The sequence below is a fragment of the Streptomyces sp. NPDC051576 genome (assembly GCF_040681835.1).
Lineage (GTDB): Bacteria > Actinomycetota > Actinomycetes > Streptomycetales > Streptomycetaceae > Streptomyces.
Genome location: NZ_JBFAZO010000013.1, coordinates 314,455 through 335,878, shown reverse-complemented (window position 1 = coordinate 335,878; position 21,424 = coordinate 314,455). Strand labels below are relative to the sequence as shown.

The following is a 21,424-nucleotide window of genomic DNA, read 5'->3' as shown; positions in this document are numbered from 1 at the left end:
GAAAGGGTGATGGCTAGGAGGTTAGCCGGGCGCGCTGTGCCGGTGGAAATCGGTTAACCGCGGCGACGCAGCGGAAGTGGGGCGCCCATGACGGCGTACGGCTTCGGGGCGCTGGGGAACAGGACCTGGCGGGCGAGGTCCTCGTAGCCGAGGGAGTGGTAGAGGCCGCGGGCCGGGCTGTCGGTGTCGATCGCGGAGAGGATCGAGCGGGGTTCGGCGACGCTGTCCGTGACGGTGGTGATCAGGGAGCGGCCGACACCGCGGTTCTGGTACTGCGGGTGGACGTGCAGCTCGGTGATCACGAAGGAGTTGTCGAGCCATGCGTCGTGGTCGCGGGCGCGGAGGTACGGCTCGACGACGGTGGACCACCAGTGGGCGCGGTCGTTGGGCATGCCGTAGACGAATCCGACGAGGCGGCCTTCCGCGGTGGCGCCGAGGGCTCGGGCGCCCGGGTAGGTCATGTGGCGCAGGACGATCTGACGGCGTACGGCCACCTCGTCCGCCCCCAGGCCGAAGGCCAGGGCCTGGACTGCGAGGGCTTCGTCCACGTGGGCGGACAGGTCCAGGGGACCGATCACGACGTCTTCGGGGTGGCGGTGGCCGTGACCTGGGAATCGCAGCATGCCGGGGAGACTACAGGCAGTGCTTGGGGCTCAGAACTGCGCGCGGGGTTCCGGTCAGAACAGAACGCTCATGAACGCGCCGACCTCCTGGAAGCCGACCCTCAGGTAGGCCCGCCTGGCCGGGGTGTTGAAGTCGTTCACATAGAGGCTGACGACCGGGGCGACGTCCGCCAGGGCGTAGCGCAGGACGGATGCCATGGCGGGTGCGGCCACTCCCCTGCCCCGGTACTCGGGGGCCACCCACACGCCCTGGATCTGGCAGGCCCGGGTCGTCGCGGCGCCGATCTCCGCCTTGAAGACGACCTTGCCGTACTCGTCGAGGCGGGCGAACGACCGCCCGGAGCCGACGAGTTCGGCGACGCGCGCCTGGTACAGCAGTCCCCCGTCCCCCGCGAGCGGGGAGACGCCGACCTCCTCGGTGAACATGGCGACGCAGGCCGGCATGATCGTGTCCATCTCGTCCTTGCGGATGCGGCGGACGTAGGGGTCGGGAGCGATGTCGGTGGGCAGCCGGTCGGCGACCATGAGGGGCTGGTGGGAGCGGACCTCGCGGGCCGGGCCCCAACTGGGTTCGAGGAGCCGCCAGAGCTGGGCGGTGGCGTCGGCCGGGCCGACGATGGAGGAGCAGCGGCGGCCGGCCCGGCGGGCGCGGTCGGCGAAGGCGCGGACGGCCCGGGGGGTCGCGCAGATCGGCACGAGGTTGGCGCCCGCGTAGCAGAGGGACGTCAGCATCCCGTCCTCGTACCAGCCCCACATCTCGCCGCCGAGCCGCCACGGGTCGAGCCCCGCGACCTGCACCCGCGAGGTCACGAAGGCGTTCGTGACCGGCTCGCGGTCCAGTACGGCGAGCGCGGCGTCCAGGTCGCTCGGTTCGAGGACCCGGGAGGTGGTCTGCGTCAACACGGTCGGGAGCCTCACCCTGGGGTCTGCGGATCTCAGCACTTTACCCGGCAGAGCTTTGCGGCGCCGCCCCGCGCCGCGACCGTTCCGGGCCCGCGTACAGGTGTGCCCCGGCACCCGCCCTGAGGGGGCGCCGGGGCACGGACGTGGAAGAAGGCACTCAGCCCGCGACCGCCACCGAAGGCTCGCCGGAGGCGACGCCGTCCGCCTCCATCTGCTCGGCGATCTTCATCGCTTCCTCGATGAGGGTCTCCACGATCTTCGACTCGGGGACGGTCTTGATGACCTCGCCCTTGACGAAGATCTGGCCCTTGCCGTTGCCGGAGGCGACCCCGAGGTCGGCCTCGCGGGCCTCGCCCGGACCGTTCACGACACAGCCCATGACCGCGACGCGCAGCGGGACCTCCATGCCCTCCAGGCCCGCCGTGACCTCCTCGGCCAGCTTGTAGACGTCGACCTGGGCACGGCCGCAGGACGGGCAGGAGACGATCTCCAGGCGGCGGGGCTTGAGGTTCAGGGACTCCAGGATCTGGTTGCCGACCTTGACCTCCTCCACCGGAGGCGCGGAGAGCGAGACGCGGATCGTGTCGCCGATGCCCTGCGAGAGGAGCGCGCCGAAGGCCACCGCCGACTTGATCGTGCCCTGGAAGGCCGGGCCCGCCTCGGTGACGCCGAGGTGGAGGGGGTAGTCGCACTGGGCGGCGAGCTGACGGTACGCCTCGACCATGACGACCGGGTCGTTGTGCTTCACCGAGATCTTGATGTCCTGGAAGCCGTGCTCCTCGAAGAGGGACGCCTCCCAGAGGGCGGACTCGGCCAGCGCCTCGGGGGTCGCCTTGCCGTACTTCTTCAGCAGTCGGCTGTCCAGCGAGCCCGCGTTCACACCGATGCGGATCGGGGTGCCGTGGTCCTTCGCGGCCCGCGCGATCTCCTTGACCTTGTCGTCGAACTGCTTGATGTTGCCGGGGTTCACCCGGACCGCCGCGCAGCCGGCCTCGATCGCCGCGAAGACGTACTTCGGCTGGAAGTGGATGTCCGCGATCACCGGGATCTGCGACTTGCGGGCGATGGTGGCCAGCGCGTCGGCGTCGTCCTGCGTGGGGCAGGCCACGCGGACGATCTGGCAGCCGGACGCGGTGAGTTCGGCGATCTGCTGGAGGGTGGCTCCGATGTCCGACGTACGGGTGGTCGTCATGGACTGCACGGACACCGGCGCGTCGCCGCCGACCGCCACGGATCCGACCTGGATCTGCCGGCTCTTGCGGCGCTCGGCGAGCCTGGTCGGAACGGACGGAATGCCGAGAGAAATCGCAGTCATCTGCTGTGCAACCCCAAGTCGTGGATCAAGGCCCCGGTCCCGGAACAGCGGGCTCCAGGCTTCGAGATTACGTCAAGCGTGCGGGCCGGAGCACATCCCGGAGGTAAACCCACTCAATGGGGAGCGGCCCCGCACGAACAATGCGAGGCCGCCACGAACCAGGGGTGACTAGGAGATTTTCACCGGGTTAACCACGTCCGCGACGAGGACGAGCAGGGTGAAGCAGACGAAGATCCCCGCCACCACATAGGCGACCGGCATCAGCTTCGCCACGTCGAACGGGCCCGGGTCCGGGCGCTTGAGCACCTTCGCCAGGTTCCGCCGCAGCGCCTCCCACAGGGCGCCCGCGACATGCCCGCCGTCGAGCGGGAGCAGCGGGAGCATGTTGAAGAGGAACAGGGAGAGGTTGAAGCCGGCGACCAGCATCAGGGCCATGGCCAACTGCTGGGTGGGCGGGATGTCCAGGGTGAAGATCTCGCCGCCGACGCGGGCCGCGCCGACCACGCCCATCGGGGAGTCGGCCTGGCGGGGGGCGCCGTCGAAGGCCGCGTTCCACAGGGCCGGGATCTTGCCGGGGAGGTCGGCGATGGAGTCGACGGCCTCGCCGAGGCGGTCTCCCATCCAGGTGACCGAGTCGCCGAAGTCCTGGCGGACGATGCCGGTGGCGGCGCTGAAGCCGAGGAAGCCGGCGGTGACGTACTGCCCCTGGACGATCTGGCCGCTGGAGTCCTTCTTGGCGACCTGGTTGCTCGCGATCTTCGCGTGCAGGGTGACGTCCTGGCCCTTGCGCTCGATGACGATCGGGACCGTCTTGCCGGGGGCCGCGCGGATCAGGTCGGACAGCTTGTTCCAGTCGGTCGTCTTCACGCCGTTGAAGCTGAGGATCTTGTCGCCGGCCTTGAGGCCGGCGGCGGCGGCCGGGGAGGCCGGGTCGGTGGACTTGCAGGTGTCGCGGTTCTGGCTCTGGGCGATGACGCACTGGGAGACCGAACTCACCGTGTTGGTCTGCTGCGAGATGCCGAAGCCCATCAGGACGGTGAGGAAGAGCGCCACCGCCAGGATCAGGTTCATGAAGGGGCCCGCGAACATCACGATGACCCGTTTCCAGGGCTTGCGGGTGTAGAACAGGCGGGTCTCGTCGCCGGGCTGGAGTTCCTCGAAGGCCGCCGAGCGGGCGTCCTCGATCATGCCGCGCCAGGGCGAGGTGGAGCGGGCGGTGATCCGGCCGTCGTCGCCGGGCGGGAACATGCCGATCATGCGGATGTAGCCGCCGAACGGGATGGCCTTGAACCCGTACTCGGTGTCGCCCTTCTTCCGGGACCAGATGGTCGGGCCGAAGCCGACCATGTACTGGGGCACCCGGATGCCGAAGAGCTTCGCCGTGGACAGATGCCCCAGCTCGTGCCAGGCGATCGAGACCAGCAGGCCGACCGCGAAGACGACTATGCCGAGGATCATCATCAGGGCTGTCATGCACGCGCCTCCGCGTTCGCCGTGGTCGTCTGCGCTGTCAGTTCGCGGGCCCGGGCACGCGCCCAGGTCTCCGCTTCGAGGACGTCCGGCACGGTCAGCGAGGTTCCCCCGGCCGGTGTCCCGTGTTCGTCGACCACTCGTGTCACCGTCTCCATGATGCCGTTGAACGGCAGCGCGCCCGTACGGAACGCCTCCACGCACTCCTCGTTCGCCGCATTGAACACCGCCGGGGCCGTGCCCGCGAGCTGTCCCACATGCCGGGCGAGGCCGACCGAGGGGAACGCGTCGGTGTCGAGCGGGAAGAACTCCCAGGTCGACGCCTTGCTCCAGTCGAACGCGGGCGCCGCGTCCGGGACCCGCTCGGGCCAGCCGAGCCCGATGGCGATCGGCCCGCGCATGTCGGGGGGCGTCGCCTGGGCGATTGTCGAGCCGTCCGTGAATTCCACCATCGAGTGGACATACGACTGCGGGTGCACGACCACCTCAATGCGATCGAAGGGAATGTCGTACAGCAGGTGCGCCTCGATCACTTCGAGCCCCTTGTTCACCAGGGTCGCGGAGTTGATCGTGATCACCGGGCCCATGGCCCAGGTGGGGTGCGCGAGGGCTTCCGCGACGGTCACGTTCGCCAGCTCCGCCTTCGTACGGCCGCGGAAGGGGCCGCCGGACGCGGTGACGACCAGCTTGCGGACGTCGGCGCGGGTGCCGGCGGCGAGGGCCTGGAAGAGCGCCGCGTGCTCGGAGTCGACCGGGATGATCTGGCCGGGCTTGGCGAGCGCCTTCACCAGCGGGCCGCCGACGATGAGCGACTCCTTGTTGGCGAGCGCGAGGACGCGGCCCGCCTCCAGGGCGGCGAGGGTGGGCGCGAGGCCGATGGACCCGGTGATGCCGTTCAGTACGGTGTGGCAGTCCGAGGCGGCGACCTGGGTGGCCGCGTCCGGTCCGGCGAGGATCTCGGGGAGTGGCTCCCCGGTGCCGTACCGCGCGGTGAGCGCTTCGCGCAGTGCCGGTACGACGTCCTCGCGGGCGACCGCGACGGTCCGCACCCGGAGCCGGTGCGCCTGCTCGGCGAGGAGCCCGACCCGGCCCCCGCTGGCGGCGAGGGCGGTGACCCGGAACCGGTCCGGGTTGCGCAGCACCAGGTCGATGGCCTGGGTGCCGATGGACCCGGTGGACCCGAGGATCACCAGGGCCTTGGGACCGTCGCCCACGACGGGGTCGTAGACGAGATGTGGGTCGGCGAGGGGTGCTGGACTGTCGCTCATCTCTCCATTGTTGCCGCAACGGATGCCGTGGTGGACAGCGGTTCCCTCGAGCGGGTGGCTTATCAGCTCTCGTCGGTTATTGAAGCGAAATCACCGTTTGTGAATGTGGCGTGAAGTTCATGTGATAACACTTCAGTCCTGCGCCGGTGGACGACCGGTGCGGTGACGAGATCCTGGGGGGATTCTCCATGCGGATACGCGCTGCCCTGCCCGCGCTCGCGGGCGCCGTGATATTCACCGGCACCTTGCTGAGCACCCCGGCCGAGGCCGCCGGCGGGGTCACGATCTACCACGTCTGGTTCGACAGCCCGGGTTCGGACAACCGGTCCAACACGAGCCTCAACGGCGAGTGGGTGCAGATCAAGAACACCAGCCGGTCGGCGATCTCGCTCAAGGGGTGGGTCCTCAAGGACGTCTCCAACCACCGGTACGTCTTCAAGAACATCAAGATCGGTGCGGGCAAGTACATCAAGGTGCACACGGGCAAGGGCTCGGACACCGCGTCGAACACGTACCAGGGCCGCGCCGCCTACGTCTGGAACAACACCAGCGACACGGCGACGCTGACCAGGTCGACCGGCAGCAAGGTCGACACCTGCTCCTGGACGACGCGGGATCCGAGCGACAAGTACTGCTGATCCGGGGTCAGTCGACGGGTCGGTGGACGTTCTCCACCTTGCTGGGTCCGGGGGTCGCGTCGGCGATCCACGGGCCCTCGCCCGACGGGTCGACGATGCCCTCTTCCAGCCACTGGTAGGCACCGCCCATGACCCCCTTGACCACCTTGCGGTCGAGGTCGTCGGTGTTGGTCCACAGGCGGCCGAAGAGTTCCTCGACGCGGATGCGGGACTGGTGGCAGAAGACGTCGGCGAGTTGGTAGGCCTCGCGGCCGTGATCGCCCTGGGAGCGCAGGAGTTCGGCCCGTACGCAGACCGCGCTCATCGCGAACAGTTCGGCGCCGATGTCGACGATCCGGCCCAGGAAGCCCTGCTTGGTCTCCATGCGGCCCTGCCAGCGGGACATCGCGTAGAAGGTGGAGCGGGCCAGCTTGCGGGAGTTGCGCTCGACGTAGCGGAGATGCTTGGAGAGGTCGATGCCTTGGCGGAACTCGCCGTAGGTGCCCGGGAGTTGGCCGCTGCCCGCGACCAGCTTCGGGAGCCACTTGGCGTAGAAGACACCCGCGTTGGCGCCCGCCTTCGCCTTGTCCTGGAGGGACTTGTCGGGGTCGATGAGGTCGCCGGCGACCGTGAGGTGGGCGTCGACGGCCTCGCGGGCGATGAGGAGATGCATGATCTCCGTCGAGCCCTCGAAGATGCGGTTGATACGGAGGTCGCGCAGGACCTGTTCGGCGGGTACCGCCTTCTCGCCGCGAGCGGCCAAGGACTCCGCCGTCTCGAAGCCTCGTCCGCCGCGGATCTGGACCAGCTCGTCGGCCATCAGCCAGCCCATCTCGGAGGCGAAGAGCTTGGCCAGCGCGCCCTCGATCCGGATGTCGTTGCGGTCCTCGTCGGCCATCTGGGAGGAGAGGTCGAGTACGGCCTCCAGGGCGAAGGTGGTCGCCGCGATGAAGGAGATCTTCGCCCCCACCGCCTCGTGGTCGGCGATCGGCCTGCCCCACTGCTCACGGGCCGCCGACCACTCACGGGCGATCTTCAGACACCACTTGCCGGCCGCGACACAGGACGCGGGCAGCGAGAGGCGACCCGTGTTGAGGGTCGTGAGCGCGATCTTCAGGCCCGCACCCTCGGGGCCGATGCGGTTGGCGGCGGGCACCCTGACCTGGTGGAAGCGGGTGACGCCGTTCTCGATGCCGCGCAGGCCCATGAAGGCGTTGCGGTTCTCGACGGTGATGCCGGGCGAGTCGGTCTCCACGACGAACGCGGTGATGCCGCCCTTGCCGTGCTCGCTCTTCGGCACCCGGGCCATCACGACCAGCAGGTCGGCGATCACGCCGTTCGTGGTCCAGAGTTTCACCCCGTCGAGGACGTACGCGTCCCCGTCCCGCACCGCGCTGGTCGCCAGCCGCGCCGGGTCGGACCCGACGTCCGGCTCGGTGAGCAGGAAGGCGCTGATGTCGGTGCGGGCGCAGCGGGGCAGGAACTCCGCCTTCTGCTCGTCCGTGCCGAACAGCTTCAGCGGCTGCGGTACGCCGATCGACTGGTGGGCGGAGAGCAGCACACCGACCGCCGGGGAGGCCGAGCCCGCGAGGGCCAGCGCCTTGTTGTAGTACACCTGGGTGAGGCCGAGGCCGCCGTACTTGGTGTCGATCTTCATGCCGAGGGCGCCGATCTCTTTGAGGCCGCGGATGACCTCGTCGGGGATGCGTGCCTCGCGTTCGATGCGGGCGGCGTCGATCTCCGTCTCGCAGAAGACGCGCAGCTTGGCGAGGAACTCCTCGCCGCGACGCGCGTCCTCGTCCGGCGGCATCGGGTGCGGGTGGATGAGGTCGAGCCGGAAGCGGCCGAGGAACAGTTCCTTGGCGAAGCTGGGCTTGCGCCAGTCCTGTTCCCGGGCGGCCTCCGCCACCTGCCGGGCTTCTCGCTCGGTGACGGTGGGTTTGCTGGATGGAGCGGACATGAGGCTCACCTCGCCGCGAATCGGGCCCTGGCCCCTCGGCGGTTACCGATGGGTGCTACCCGTTCGTATCTACCCGATCCGCCGCGAAGCGGCCACCCTTCGCGCGTCCGTTCAGCCGATGTCGACGGAGTACGCCTTCGTGTCAAGACGGCCCGAGCCCTTGAAGACCTCGGTGCCGGACTCGATGCCGGAGAGGTACTTGTCATTGCTCAGCAGCTTGCGGCGGACCAGGGCCTGGGTGAAGTCGTCGATGTTCAGGGTCGCCTTGGTGGTGTTGGCCCGGCGGACGAAGGAGTACACGTTCCAGCCGATGTCGCCCTGGTAGATGTCCCACATGGCGCCGTCGAGGCTGACGCTGCCGTACTTGGTGCCGAGGGGGCCCGCACCGCCCTGCCGGTTGAGCCAGATCATGATCTCGTCGGTGGGCTGGTCCTGCCAGTCCGCGGTGTTCTTGGAGTGCAGCCACAGGTCGTACGCGACATCGAGCGTGCCGGGGTTGCTGCTGAGCGAGAAGTCCCAGCTCGTTCTCACCGGCTTGCGGTCGCCGACCCGGATCGGCAGCCCGGTGGTCGCCTTGTCGACCTTCCAGCCCCAGTGCCAGCCGAGGACGGTACTGGCGTACGACTTCACGTCGGCATCCGTGCCCTTGGCGTTGTTGGCCCAGCTGAACGACGTGCCCCACGAAATGGTGGACCCCGACTGGGAGTTGTCCCAGACGCACTGGCTGCCGGTGGCCTTGTCCTGGCCCCAGAGGTTGTTGTTCACGTAGTACTTGCCGAGCGTGACGGTGTCGTAGGCCCCGCACTTCTTGCTCGACTCGCCCGCCTGGGCGACGGTGACGCCGGCGACAGCCGTGAGGGCGACCGCGGCGGCGGCCAGCACCTTCGCCTTCTTCGAGAGGCGGGGTCTGCGGTGTTGCATCGGGGGTCCTTCCGGGGGACGGTTCGTCTACGACCTCTCAGTGGCCGCCGACCCGCCCGGAGGTTGCCTCGGAAATCGCCGATCAAGGCTTCGAGAGAAAGTGTCGAAGCGCTTCGACAACCTATGGACACCCCACACCGCCTGAAGCTAATGTCGAACCACCCTCAGTCGCCCTTGTCAGCAATGCGCACTGTCGAAGCGCTTCACAAAGCTTGGAGAGCTGGATGGTCACCCTCGCCGAGGTCGCCCAGCACGCCGGAGTCTCGGCGAGCACGGTGAGCTATGTCCTCAGCGGCAAGCGGTCCATCTCCGGAGCCACCCGGCAGCGGGTCGAGCAGAGCATCCGCGAGCTGGGCTACCACCCGAACGCGGGCGCCCGCGCCCTGGCCAGCAGCCGGTCGAACATCATCGCGCTGATGGTGCCGCTGCGGACGGACATGTATGTGCCGGTGATGATGGAGATCGCCATCGCCGTGGCGACCACCGCCCGCCTGCACGGCTACGACGTTCTGCTGCTCACCGGCGAGGAGGGTCCCGACGCGGTGCGCCGGGTCACCGGCAGCGGGCTCGCCGACGCGATGATCCTGATGGACGTCGAACTCGACGACGAGCGGCTGCCGTTGCTGCGCGGCACCGACCAGCCGTCCGTGCTGATCGGGCTCCCGGCCGACACCACCGGACTGACCTGTGTGGACCTCGACTTCGGGGCGACCGGCGCGCTCTGCGTCGAGCATCTCGCGAAGCTCGGTCACCACGACATCGCTGTCATCGGCGAGGCACCCGCGGTCTACGAGCGGCACACCGGCTTCGCCGAGCGCACCCTCGACGGACTCCGGTCCCGGGCACGGGAGTTGGGCCTGCGGGTGCTGCATCGGCCGTGCGAGGGCGGGTACGACGCGATGTCGGTGACACTGGCCCGGATCTTCGACGAGCGCCCCGGCACCACGGGCTTCGTCGTGCAGAACGAGTCGGCGGTCGAACCGCTGCTCGCGCTGCTGCGCCAGCAGGGCCGGGCCGTGCCGGAGGACGTGTCGGTGGTCGCGGTCTGCCCCGACCAGGTCGCCACCCAGGCCTCGGTGCGGCTGACGTCCGTCGCCATCCCCGCGCAGGAGATGGGGCGTTACGCCGTCGAGCATCTGGTGGCCAAGCTGGACGGGCGCGGCAGCGACGAAGTCGTGCTGATCGCACCCGAGTTGACGGTACGGGCGAGCACCGGACCGGTGCCCGCCGGCACTTCCTGACCCCGCTTCTCCCTCCGTATGCATCCGTGCCCTGCGGGCACCTCATGTCCTTTGGGGAGCACCCTTCGTGAATCAGCCTGCCGAGAACCAGATCAGCCGGGGCGCGGTCAGCCTCGCGCAGTCCTCACCCACCGTCGGCACCTTCCGTGAGCGGGACGGCGCGCTGGAGTGGACCGGCCGTCAGGAGACCCTCCGGGTCGAACCCTGGGGTCCGGACGCGGTCCGGGTGCGGGCCCGGCTCGGCGGTCCGCTGCTCGACGGGCTGCCGGGCGCGCTGCTGGAGGAGGCGCCGCCCACCGAGGCGAGCGTCAAGATCGAGGAGGGCCAAGGGACCCTGACCGTGGGCGCGTTGACCGTCCACGTCGACGCCGAGGGCCTGATCCGCTTCCTGCGCACCGCCGACTCGGCCGAACTGCTCGCCGAGGAGCGCGCCCACTTCTGGTGGCCGGGCTCGCGGCTCTACACGGCGGTCGGCAACGGCCACCACCGGCTGGAGCAGCGCTTCGCCGCGTACGAGGACGAGAAGCTGTACGGCCTCGGGCAGCACCAGCACGGGAAGTTGGACCAGAAGGGCCTGGTCGTCGACCTGGTCCAGCGCAACGCCGAGGTGGGCATCCCGGTGCTCGTCTCCAGCCGCGGCTACACCCTGCTGTGGAACAACCCGGCGATCGGCCGCGTGGAGCTGGCCGGCAACGGCACCCGCTGGGTGGCCGATTCGGCCCGGCAGCTCGACTACTGGATCACCGCGGGCGACCCGGCCGAGGGCCAGCGCCGCTACAGCGCGGTGACGGGCCGTACGCCGATGCTCCCCAAGTGGGCGGCCGGCTTCTGGCAGTGCAAGCTGCGCTACCGCACCCAGGACGAACTCCTCGCGGTGGCAAGGGAGTACAAGCGCCGGGGCCTGCCCCTCTCGGCGATCGTCTGCGACTTCTTCCACTGGACGCACCTGGGCGACTGGAAGTTCGACCCGGCCGAGTGGCCCGACCCGGCGGCCATGGTCCGCGAACTGGACGAGCTGGGCGTGAAGTTGGTGGTAAGCGTCTGGCCGTCGGTGTCGCCCCTCAGCGAGAACCACTCGGTGCTGGAGCAGCGCGGCCATCTGATCGGCACCCAGTACGGCCCGATGGCCCACGCCGACTGGCCGGACAAGGGGGTCGCGTCGACGGTCCAGGTCGCCTTCTACGACGCGACCAACCCCGGGGCCCGCGAGTTCGTGTGGTCGAAGATCCGGGACAACTACCTTGTGCCGTACGGCATCACGGCCTTCTGGCTGGACGCCTGCGAGCCCGAGCTGAAGCCGGGCTTCCAGGAGAACCTGCGCTACTGGGCGGGCCCGGGTCTTGAGGTCGGCAACCTCTACCCGTCCGAGAACTCCCGCACCTTCCACGAAGGGCTGCTGGCCGAGGGGGAGTCGGAGGTCATCACCCTCAACCGCTCGGCGTGGGCGGGCAGTCAGCGCCACGGCGCCGCCCTGTGGTCGGGTGATATCGGCACCGACTTCCCGACCCTGCGCCGCCAGATCGCGGCCGGCCTCAACACCGCGCTGTCGGGCATCCCTTGGTGGAACACGGACATCGGCGGCTTCCACGGCGGCGACCCGGACGACCCGGCGTACCGCGAAGTCATGGTCCGCTGGTTCCAGTTCGGGGCGCTGTCGCCGCTGATGCGCCTGCACGGCTTCCGCGACCCGGGCATGCCGCTGGGCCCCGAGATGACCGGCGGCCCCAACGAGGTCTGGTCGTACGGCGATCAGGCCCTGCCGATCCTGGAGAAGTACCTGCGGCTGCGCGAGCGCCTGCGGCCGTACGTCCTGGAGGTGATGCGCGCCGCGCACGAGGAGGGGCTGCCGGTGATGCGGCCGCTGTTCCTGGAGTTCCCCGGGGACCAGGCGTCCTGGTCGGTCGACGACGCGTATCTCTTCGGCCCGGACCTGCTGGTCGCCCCGGTGCTGACGGCGGGTGCCACGGCCCGTACGGCGTATCTCCCGGCGGGTGCCTGGTGGACGGACGCGTGGACGGGCGAGACGTACGAGGGCGGTACGGCGGTGACGGTCGACGCGCCGCTGGACCGCATCCCGCTGTTCCTGCGGGACGGGGCGAAGCTGCCGGTGGCGGAGTAACTACCCTGCGGAATACGGCCGTTGGCCCGAGCCTTGACGCTTCCGTTGCGCGGAACTGTGGGCTCCGTCATAGCCGCCCCGATCTTGTTCTGCTGGAGTCGTGCGATGGTGCTCCGCAAGCTCGCCGGCGCAGCGGGCCTGGCCGCGTTCGCCCTCTACCTCTGGGGCCTGCTCCACCTCGTGGGCGCGCTGCTGGAGGCGGAGGACGGCGGCACCGACTCGGCGCCGCTGCGCCCTTGCCGCACGGCCGGCCGGCAGTACGACAAGAAGGTCCTGAGCGTCACGGACTATTCGGTGGACTACGTCCCGCTCCGGTTCGTCTGCGAGACGGCGGACGGCGGGAGCTATGTCGCCGACACGGTTCCCGGCTACGTCAATCCGGCGGTGGGCGGCCTCGCGCTGGCCGCGCTCGGCTGCCGGGTCGCCGCGCTCGTCGTGGCGGAACCGCCTGGTCCCCGGCTCGGCTGACGGGCGTTACTTACCGGTAAATCTCTCACCACATGAGCATGACAACGCGGTCGACGAGGGTACGTAAGCCCTTTCTCCGTCCCCTGCGAGAGGAACCGCTGTCGTGTTCTCCGGTCCCCCGGCCCGCACCGTGGCCAATCTGCTGCTCCGGCCGGGCTTTCGGTCCCGCCGTACGCCCGACGTGGTCTTCGACCGTCTGCTCGCCGACGCCGGGCAGACGAAGGGCGATGAGCCGTTCGTCGACGAGTTCCGGTTCTTACTGCGATGTTGGGCCGGCGCCGAGAACCTCACTCCGGTCGGCTGGCTGTCGGCGCGCGGACACGTCGGCCGGCATCTCACCAACCGGGCCCGGATCCGGCGGCTGATCGCCGAGCACCCGGAGATAGCCGAAGAGCCCGTCGACAGACCGGTGTTCGTGGTGGGCCTGCCGCGCACCGCCACCACGCTCACCCACGGTGTGCTGTCCCTCTCCGAGGAGCACCGCTGCCCGCTGCTGTGGGAGTTGCTCACACCGGACCTCGAACTCGGCCCGGAACAGCGGGAGTCGGCGATCACGGCCGCACGTCGACTGGTCGGCGGCATCGATCTGCTCACCCCACGCTTCCGCGACATCCACGGCCTGCGGCCCGAGGGCCCGGAGGAGTGCACGTTCGCCCTCCCGCACACCGTGATGCCCCTGTCCCAGGCCCGCATACCCGAGTACCTGCCCTGGCACGACGCGCGGGACTTCGAACCCGACTACCGCCATCTCAAGCAGGTCTACCAGGTGCTCCAGTACGGCCGCCCCCGCCGCCGCTGGGTCCTCAAGTCGCCGCTGCACCTGGAGAACCTGGGGGCCCTGCACACGGTCTTCCCCGACGCCACGATCGTGTGGACGCACCGCGACCCGGCCACCGTCGTGGCCTCGTTCTGCAGCCTGGTCGAGCACGGCATGACCGTGAGCACCCACCCCCTCGACCTGCACGGCATCGGCGCCACCTGGCTGGAACTGCTCAGCCGCTCCGCGTCCCGCGGCCTCGCGGCCCGCGCCGCCGTCCCCCGGGACGCCCTGGTGGACGTGCCCTACTCCTGGCTCGGCTCCGACCCGGCCGCGGGTGCCCCGAAGCTCTACGCGGCCGTCGGCGCCCGCTGGACCGACGCCGACGCGGCCCGGCTCCCCCAGGTCGCCGCCCGCCCCAAGGGCACCCGTCCTCACCAGTACGACCTGGCTCGCTACGGCCTCACCCGCGCCGATGTCGCGTCGGCCTTCGCGGACTACGACGCCCTGCGCGCCGAGGTCGAATCGGCCTGACGGCACGGGCCGGCCCCGCGCGGGTGCCGGCCCGGCCGTCCACCGGACTTGCTCAACTACTGGTGACGCTCTCGCTGTTGGTGGTGAAGGCGAGGCCGCCGGACGAGGACGTGATCTCGAAGCCGAACTGCAGGTCCCCGATGGTCACGTTGCCGAACCAGCCCTTGGTGTCCTTGATCCACTTGAGGATCGGCAGGATGTCGATCGTGCCCGACGAGGAGTTGGAGCTGCGGACGAACGAGAAGACGTCGTTGCTCCCGTTGTTGCCCTTGTAGACGGTCCAGGTGTTGCTGCCCAGCGTCAGCGTGCCCTGCGACGTACCGAGCGGACCGACCGCACCGGTCTTGTTGACCCAGAGCATGATCTCGTAGGCGTAGTTGGTGTCCCAGATGTCGTACGAGGTGTTGTACGCGCCGGACGACGGCACCGTGACGTTGTAACTGCTCGTGAGCGAGCCCAGCGAGGTGATCGACTTGCCGATCACCTTCTTGGCGTTGGGGTAGGCCTTGATGCCGCCGGTGTTGGGGTGGTTGGCGGTGACGCCCCAGTTGGTACCGGAGTTGGCCCAGATGCACTGGGTGCCGGCGCCCGAGCCCCAGATGTCGTTGTAGAGCGTGTAGCCGTTCAGGGTCGTGCTGCCCCACTGGTCGCAGGAGCTCCAGACGGCGGCGGAGGCGGGGGCCGAGGCGAGGCCGATGGTGGCGCCGAGCGCGAGGGCGGGAGCGAGAACGGCCGTGATGACACGGCCCAGCTTGCGTGTTGCCATGGTGTCCCTTCCATGGGTGGGGGGAGATTGCGAGTGGCTACCGCGCCCCCAGGGTGAGGACGCGGTCTTCTCCGGCGACGAGTTCGAGCGGCTGCGCGCCGGCGGAAGTCCGGAGTTCGACGCGGTGGGTACGGGACGGGCGGACGACGGCGGTGGCACCGTGGGGGTCCCAGCTCAGGTCGACCTCCGCCCCGAACCTCGTGCGTACGCCGGCGAGTTGACCGTGCGGATACGCCGCCGGGAGCGCGGGCAGCAGGACCAGCCGGTCCGGGGTCGACTGCACCAGCGTCTCGACGAGCACGCCGGGCAGGGTGTGCGCCGCGTCCGCGTTGTAGACGTCGCGGTTCGGATAGTGCGCGCTCATCAGCGAGGCGTGGAAGAAGTCGCCGTCGAGCACCTGCCCCAGGGCGTGCGCCACGCGTTCACCGTCCCGGAGGCGGGCGGCGACGAGCGCGTGGTGGAGGTGTCCGTGCGCGGAGTCGTTCTCGGCGCCCCGGAGTTGGAGGGCGCGGTGCGCGGCGGACGCGAGCCGCGGGGTGTCGTAGGGGTTGATCTCGTCGAGGGGCCAGACGCCGTAGAGGTGGCTGAGGTGGCGGTGGTCGTAGCTGTCGTCCAGACCTGGCCAGGCCCATTCGGCGAGGGCGCCGTCGGCGTTGACGCGGTGCGGTGGGAGCCGGTCGGCGAGGGCGCGCCAGCGGAGGGCCTGCGGGGTGTCCGGGTGGTAGGCGGCGGCGGTGCGGAGGGCGTGGCGGGCGGCGGAGAGATCCATGGCCGCGTTGATCGCGCCCCAACTGGCGTTGGCGGGGCGGTTCTCGGGCGAGTAGGAGGGGACGAGGACCAGGTGGCCCTCCGAGTCGGTGGTGGTGAGGAAGTCCTCGTAGAACAGGGCGACTTCGGCGAGTGCGGCGGCGGTGCGTGGGTCGTGTGTGCCGCGTGTCTCGTCGTGGTCGACGAGTGGTTTGAGGAGCCAGTCCGCGCCGGCGGTCCACAGGTGCAGCGGGTATTCGCGGCTGAAGTGATACGACAGCCCTGACTCGCCGTCGGTGTGCGCGGGGGCGACGACGCCTCGGGCGCCGAAGACGGCACGGGCGTTCTCGCGCCAGTCGTTGAGCTGACGGTGGATCAGGGAGGCCAGGGCGTCCGTGACTTCGGGGAGGGCGGCGCTCGTGGCGGAGGCGGTCTGGAGGTTGAGGTTGGCGTCGTTGGTGAACGCCCCGGACCAGGCCGTGTTCCAGTCGCCGGTCCACAGGCCGGTGAGGCGGGGTGGGAGCAGGCCGCTGGAGGAGAGGAGGTGGTAGCGGCCGGCGGCGAAGAGGCGCTCCAGGAGAGCGGGGCTGCGGGGGCGCTTGAGCAACTCGGTGCCGGGGAGGGCGCGTTCGGCGGGGTCGGCATGGAGATCGAGGGTGACGCGGCCGTAGGCGGTGCGGTGGAGAGCGAGGTGCCGGTCGAGAAGGGCCCCGTAGGGCTGCGTCCGGTCGATCAGGTCTCGCAGGGCGTCCGTCTCCGCCACGACGTCCAGTTCGCCGCGGTGGCGCCGGACGCGGGTGAGGAGGAGGACCTCGGTGGCCCCGGTGACGCGAACCCCGTGCGGGGCGAGTCGAGTTGTGCCCCCGGTGACCACGGCCAAGGTCACCCCGGTGTACGCGCGGCCGCTGTCGGGATAGCGGACACGGAGGCTGAGCAGGGCACCGTCGGGAGTGAGAAGCTTGCCGTGGCCGACGCTCAACCCCGCCGGGGCTCCGGGGAGTTCGTGTTCCTGGGCGAGGTCGAGGGTGAGGTCGGGGGCGGTGACGTGCTGGACGATCACGTCGTCGGCCCGGGACACGAAGACACGGCTGCGCCAGTCCGCGCGGTGAGCGGTTGCCTCACCGGTGCTGAAGTCGACGGACCTGCGACAGTCACCTTCCGCTCCGGCGCCCGGTTGCCCACGCAGCCGTATCTGGAAGGCCGGATGGAAGGGCTGCACCCACTGGAGCGGACGACCGTCCGTGAAGCTCTCGGCGGCAGTGAGGTCACCGGCCAGCAACCTGTCCTGGAGCGCGGGGAGTTCGGCGGCGAGTTCCGGGGACCGGGCGTGCTCGCCGCCGTTCGGGCGGACGAGGGTGTGGTGGGTGACGATGACTCGGTCGTCGCTCGGGTCACCGAACACGAGAGCACCGTGCCGGCCGTTGCCGCTGAGGAAGGCGTCCTCCCAGCGGCTCGCGGGGTGGGACTCCCAGGTGGCGTGGACGGGACCCTCGGTCATGGCCGCAGCACCGCCACGCCGTAGCGGCCGAGGGTGATGTGGCCCTCGACTGTCGTGCCGGTGAGCAAGTCACCGTAGGTGCCCGGGACTTCGACGGTGACCGGCTCGCGTCCGTGATTGAGCAGGAACAGGAGGGCTCCGCGTCGCACGGCCTCGACGCACCCGGGGAGCCCGTCGACCACCGGACGGGCGCCCGTGTCGGCGGCGATGCGGGTGAGCAGGGCGCTGAGGGCCTGGGGCTCGGGGAGGGTGGAGACGTACCAGGCGCGGCCCTTGCGGAGGATGGCCGGGTAGGCGTCCAACTCGCCGCCCTTGTACGGGATTACCTCGTCGACTGCGCCGTCCTCAGGCTCGATCTCCTCGGACCAGAGCGTCCCGCGGAAGCCCTCGCACTCGACGGTCTCCCCCGCGTCCAGCGGCCACCACTCGTGCAGGGTGCGGATGCCGAAGAGGTCGCGGAGGCGGGGGTCCATGCCGCCGGGGCGGACCCGGTCGTCCTCGTCGGCGATGCCGGTGAGGAAGCCGCAGACGAGGGTGCCGCCGTCGCGGACGTACGCGAGAAGGTTGTCGATCGCGGTGTCCGTGAGCAGGTAGAGCTGCGGGACGACCACCAACTTGTAGGCGGACAGGTCGTGTTCGGGGTGGGCGAAGTCGGTGGTGAGGTGGGATTCCCAGAGGGCGCGGTGCCAGGCGCGGAGGACGTCGGGGTAGTCGACCTCGGTGGAGGGACGGCCGTCCTGGGCGCCAGCCCACCACGCGTGCCAGTCGTGCAGGATCGCGATGTCGGAGGTGAGGTGAGTGCCCGTCACCTCGCCGCCGATACGGGCCAGTTCGGCGCCGAGTTCCTTGACCTCCTGGAACGTGCGGCCCCGCTCCCCCGCGTGGCTGAGCATCCCGGAGTGGAACTTCTCCGCGCCCTGCCGGGATTGGCGCCACTGGAAGTAGCAGACGGCGTCGGCTCCGCGGGCCACGGCCTGGAGGGACCAGAGGCGGTTGAGGCCGCGGGGCTTCGGGTGATTCACTCCGCGCCAGTTGACCGATCCGGCCGCCTGCTCCATGAGTATCCACGGGCCGCGCGCCTGCGAACGGGTCAAATCCTGCACGAGGGCCGCACTTTGGGCGCCGAGCGGATCGCGCGGGTCGGGATAGAGGTCGACCGAGACGACGTCCTCCTCCTCGGCCCAGCGCCAGGTGTCCTGCCCCACCCACAACGGCATGAAGTTGGAGGTGACCGGGAGGTGCGGGGTGTGCCGGCGGACGATGTCGCGCTCCGCGATGCAGCACTCCAGGAGCATGTCGGATGTGAAGCGCCGGAAGTCCAGTACCTGGGTGGGGTTGTTGAGGTAGTGGGCGTGACGCGGGGGCAGGACGCCGTCCCAGGTGTCGTAGCCCTGGCTCCAGAAGGCCGTTCCCCAGGCCGAGTTGAGGGCGTCGAGGGTGCCGTAGCGCGTACGCAGCCAGCGGCGGAAGGCGACGGCGGCCTCGTCGCCGTAGTCGAAGGTGCAGTACTCGTTGTTGATGTGCCACATCGTGAGGGCGGGGTGGCCGCCGTAACGGGCGGCCAGGTCCTCGGTGATGGCGGCGGCGTGGCGTCGGTAGACGGCGCTGGAGTGCGAGAAGTGCTGGCGTCCGCCCCACCATTCGACCCGGCCGTCCGCGTCGCGGGGCAGTGTCTCCGGGTGGAGGCGGCCCAGCCAGGGGGGTGGGGAGGAGGTGGGGGTGGCGAGGACGACGCCGATGCCGTTGTCGTGCATCAGGTCCATCAGCCGGTCGAGCCAGCCGAACTCCCTTGCCCCCGGCTCGGGTTCGAGTTTCGCCCAGGAGAAGACGCCGAGCGTGACGGAGTTGACACCGGCGTCCCTCATCAGCCGGACGTCCTCGTGCCAGATCTCCTCGGGCCACTGCTCGGGGTTGTAGTCGCCGCCGAAGAGGACGCGGCCACGGGTGGCGTCACTGAGCCGGGGTGGGGGCAGGGGGCGGGACGGGGGCATCAGACCTGATCCCCGTACTGGATGCCGCGTCCGTTGGTCGCGAGGTACACGCGGCCGTACACGCGCGGGTCACCGGTGATGGCCTGCCCCGTCCAACCCCACTGGTGCTGATCGTCGTTGATCCGCACCCAGGTCTTCGCCTCGTCGTCGGAGCGGTAGACGGCGGTGATGGTCTCGGTCGAGCCGACCTGATAGACGGCGGGGTACGCGGCTCCGTCGGCCGCCCTGCCGAAGCCGAGGGTGTACGACGCCCAGCAGCTGTCGACCTTCGAGAAGCTCGCGCCGCCGTCGACGGACCGGTACAAGCCGTTCCACTTGACGCTCAGCCACAGGTCACCCGATCTGCCGGGCGCCGCGGCCAACTGGAACTGGCTGTCTCCTGCGGGCAGTCCATCCGCACGCGCGGTGAACGAGAGGCCACTGTCAGTGCTGGCGTATAGCGTTCCTGTGTCGGTGTCGTATGCGTAGAAGAGCGTCGGGTCGGCCGGGTCGGCGACCGGCGTGGCGCCCTTCGGGAAGGAGGAGATCTCGGACCAGGTCGCGCCGTTGTCCGCCGAGCGGTGGGCTGCGTACTTCGTGCCGTCCCAGTGCACGAAGGACCACAGCAGCGTACTGCCGTCGGCGTTGGTGGCGATCGGCCCCGGTGCGTCGTGGGCGAGGGAGGGCTGGGCAGCGAAGGGCGCCCAGGTCCGGCCGCCGTCCCCCGAGTACGCACCGTTGCCGTTGTCGCCCCAGCCCGTGCGGACGACGTACGACGGCCTGTCCGCGGCCTGCGCGATCCCCGTCGCCGACCCGAACACGGGGTTCGCCGCCATGCCGCGCGACGGAGACGCCGTGAGCCGCTCGTGGTACATCACGCCGATGTCCCGCGAGGCGCTGATCAGGTGCGCCTCCCCGACCGGGGGCGAGATCAGCTGGATCACGGACGTCTCCTCCAGGCCGCGGATCCTCGGTGCCCAGTGGGTGAGGTCACGGGTGCCGTAGAGGGTGGCGCCGGTGCCGTAGACCACGTGCTTCGAGTCGTACGGGTCCACGGCGAGCGCCTGGATCCACCAGCCGAACTTCGGCTGGTCCGCACCCCACTTGAGGAAAGGAGTCTCGGACACGTCGAGGACAGCGGTCTCTTTGAGGGACGTCCAGGTGCGGCCGCCGTCGGTGGTCCGGTAAAGGGTGTCGCCGGCCGTCCAGCGGTTGTTGGTGGAGACGACGACGGTGCCGGCGCGACGGGCGTCGACGGCGACCCCGCCGTAGCCGAAGGTGTCTCCGGGGCCGGGCAGGACGGGGGTGACGTCCGTCCAACGGCCGGTGCCGGGGGCGTACTTGTGGACGCTGCCGGTGGACTGGCCGTTGGGGCCGGGAGCGTCGGCGTAGGTCACATACAGCTCGCGGGCGTGCCGGTCGTAGGCGGCGCGGACCGGGACCTTGGCGGAGGTGCCGGTGGGCTGTGCGGGGACGGCCGTCCAGGTGGTGCCGTCCGTGGTGCGGTAGAGGCTGACGGCGGCCGAGGTGCCGTCGCCGTCGCCCCAGCCGGCGTAGACGGCCCGCCCGACGGCGACGAGGAAGGTGACGCCCTGGCCGGTGGCGCTCGCGGTCGCCGGGAAGGCGGTCGCGGCTGCCCAGGTGGCGCCCCGGTCGGTCGACTTGAGCAGGCCGTCGTGCCGGGTGCCGAGCCACAGGGTGTCGCTGTCCCGTGGATCGACGAGCAGCCGCTCACCCGCCCCGCGCCCGTCCTCGTTGCCGCCGAGCTTCACGGCGAGGTCGGTGCGGGTCCAGGTGGCGCCGCGGTCCTCGGAGCGCAGGACCGCGCCGTTGCCGGCCCAGGACTGGGCGTAGGTGCCGAGGGCGAGGTAGAGCCGGTCCGGGTGTGCGGGGTCGACGGCGAGGGCCTCCACGCCGAGGAGGTTCCAGTCGTCCCAGCCGAGTTGGTCGGTGAGGGGGATCCAGCGCGCGGCGCGGTCGTCCCAGCGGTAGGCGCCGCCGATGTCGGTGCGGGCGTAGGCGAGGCCTCGGACGGAAGGGTGGAAGAGGACACCGGTGATGAATCCGGTGCCGCCGATCACCGCGTTGCGCCAGCGGTAGGCGGGGGTGGTCTCGGCTGCCTGTGCCCTGGTCGTGAGGGCGGGCACGGTGGTGAGCGCGGCGGCGGCTGCGGACGCGGCAAGAACAGCGCGCCGACTCGGTCTGGACGCACGCATGACACATACCTCGCTCTACGAGATGGGGGTG

At 70.2% G+C, this 21,424-nt stretch carries 16 protein-coding genes; 5 read left to right on the top strand and 11 right to left on the bottom strand.

Going from position 1 to position 21,424, the window contains the following annotated elements; genetic code table 11:
- Positions 1-53: 53 nt before the first annotated feature.
- The 5 genes from AB0M63_RS36910 to dxr all read right to left on the bottom strand — a co-directional run bounded on the left by AB0M63_RS36910 (position 54) and on the right by dxr (position 5,579).
- A complete protein-coding gene (locus AB0M63_RS36910) occupies positions 54-623 on the bottom strand; it encodes a GNAT family N-acetyltransferase (protein ID WP_366022437.1) in 570 nt (189 codons plus the stop codon).
- A 54-nt stretch (positions 624-677) separates the two neighbouring features.
- Entirely contained in the window at positions 678-1,526 is an 849-nt protein-coding gene (locus AB0M63_RS36905) for a GNAT family N-acetyltransferase (protein ID WP_355919461.1), read from the bottom strand.
- A 157-nt stretch (positions 1,527-1,683) separates the two neighbouring features.
- Entirely contained in the window at positions 1,684-2,841 is a 1,158-nt protein-coding gene (gene ispG / locus AB0M63_RS36900; protein WP_355919458.1) for a flavodoxin-dependent (E)-4-hydroxy-3-methylbut-2-enyl-diphosphate synthase, read from the bottom strand.
- 168 nt (positions 2,842-3,009) lie between these two features.
- A complete protein-coding gene (locus tag AB0M63_RS36895) occupies positions 3,010-4,302 on the bottom strand; it encodes a site-2 protease family protein (protein ID WP_366022464.1) in 1,293 nt (430 codons plus the stop codon).
- An 8-nt stretch (positions 4,303-4,310) separates the two neighbouring features.
- Positions 4,311-5,579: a 1-deoxy-D-xylulose-5-phosphate reductoisomerase gene (gene dxr, locus AB0M63_RS36890; protein WP_355919455.1), complete on the bottom strand. Its 1,269-nt coding sequence runs from the start codon at positions 5,577-5,579 to the stop codon at positions 4,311-4,313.
- 188 nt (positions 5,580-5,767) lie between these two features.
- On the opposite strand from dxr, the gene AB0M63_RS36885 reads away from it, so the two are divergent.
- The gene (locus AB0M63_RS36885; protein WP_355919453.1) at positions 5,768-6,217 is read left to right on the top strand and encodes a lamin tail domain-containing protein; all 450 of its coding nucleotides are present in this window, start codon (positions 5,768-5,770) and stop codon (positions 6,215-6,217) included.
- A 7-nt stretch (positions 6,218-6,224) separates the two neighbouring features.
- Here AB0M63_RS36885 and AB0M63_RS36880 read toward each other — a convergent pair whose 3' ends face one another.
- Both AB0M63_RS36880 and AB0M63_RS36875 read right to left on the bottom strand, forming a co-directional pair.
- Positions 6,225-8,156, bottom strand: coding sequence for an acyl-CoA dehydrogenase family protein (locus tag AB0M63_RS36880; RefSeq protein ID WP_366022436.1), 1,932 nt, complete (start codon positions 8,154-8,156; stop codon positions 6,225-6,227).
- Between the two features lie 111 nt (positions 8,157-8,267).
- Positions 8,268-9,077 carry an endo-1,4-beta-glucanase gene (locus tag AB0M63_RS36875; protein ID WP_366022435.1) on the bottom strand — a complete coding sequence of 270 codons (810 nt, stop codon included), beginning with the start codon at positions 9,075-9,077 and terminating at the stop codon, positions 8,268-8,270.
- Positions 9,078-9,301: 224 nt separating this feature from the next.
- Between AB0M63_RS36875 and AB0M63_RS36870 the strand changes: the two genes are divergently transcribed.
- The 4 genes from AB0M63_RS36870 to AB0M63_RS36855 all read left to right on the top strand — a co-directional run bounded on the left by AB0M63_RS36870 (position 9,302) and on the right by AB0M63_RS36855 (position 14,196).
- On the top strand, positions 9,302-10,318 hold the full coding sequence (locus tag AB0M63_RS36870; protein ID WP_355919444.1) for a LacI family DNA-binding transcriptional regulator: 1,017 nt from the start codon (positions 9,302-9,304) through the stop codon (positions 10,316-10,318).
- Positions 10,319-10,385: 67 nt separating this feature from the next.
- Positions 10,386-12,437, top strand: coding sequence for a TIM-barrel domain-containing protein (locus AB0M63_RS36865; RefSeq protein WP_366022434.1), 2,052 nt, complete (start codon positions 10,386-10,388; stop codon positions 12,435-12,437).
- A gap of 105 nt (positions 12,438-12,542) precedes the next feature.
- Entirely contained in the window at positions 12,543-12,905 is a 363-nt protein-coding gene (locus AB0M63_RS36860; RefSeq protein WP_366022433.1) for a hypothetical protein, read from the top strand.
- Positions 12,906-13,008: 103 nt separating this feature from the next.
- Positions 13,009-14,196, top strand: a complete 1,188-nt coding sequence (locus AB0M63_RS36855; RefSeq protein ID WP_366022432.1) for a sulfotransferase — start codon at positions 13,009-13,011, stop codon at positions 14,194-14,196.
- A gap of 52 nt (positions 14,197-14,248) precedes the next feature.
- On the opposite strand, the gene AB0M63_RS36850 is transcribed toward AB0M63_RS36855, so the two are convergent.
- Genes AB0M63_RS36850 through AB0M63_RS36835 form a run of 4 tightly spaced genes read right to left on the bottom strand, consistent with a single transcriptional unit; the run spans position 14,249 to position 21,393 of the window.
- Entirely contained in the window at positions 14,249-14,962 is a 714-nt protein-coding gene (locus AB0M63_RS36850) for a hypothetical protein (protein ID WP_355919432.1), read from the bottom strand.
- A 37-nt stretch (positions 14,963-14,999) separates the two neighbouring features.
- Complete coding sequence (locus AB0M63_RS36845) at positions 15,000-17,207, bottom strand: glycoside hydrolase N-terminal domain-containing protein (RefSeq protein WP_366022431.1); 2,208 nt, start codon at positions 17,205-17,207, stop codon at positions 15,000-15,002.
- Positions 17,204-19,198 carry a beta-galactosidase gene (locus AB0M63_RS36840; protein ID WP_366022429.1) on the bottom strand — a complete coding sequence of 665 codons (1,995 nt, stop codon included), beginning with the start codon at positions 19,196-19,198 and terminating at the stop codon, positions 17,204-17,206. The genes AB0M63_RS36845 and AB0M63_RS36840 overlap by 4 nt, the downstream gene beginning before the upstream one ends.
- Positions 19,198-21,393, bottom strand: coding sequence for a 1,4-beta-glucanase (locus AB0M63_RS36835; protein WP_366022428.1), 2,196 nt, complete (start codon positions 21,391-21,393; stop codon positions 19,198-19,200). The genes AB0M63_RS36840 and AB0M63_RS36835 overlap by 1 nt, the downstream gene beginning before the upstream one ends.
- Positions 21,394-21,424 lie beyond the last annotated feature (31 nt).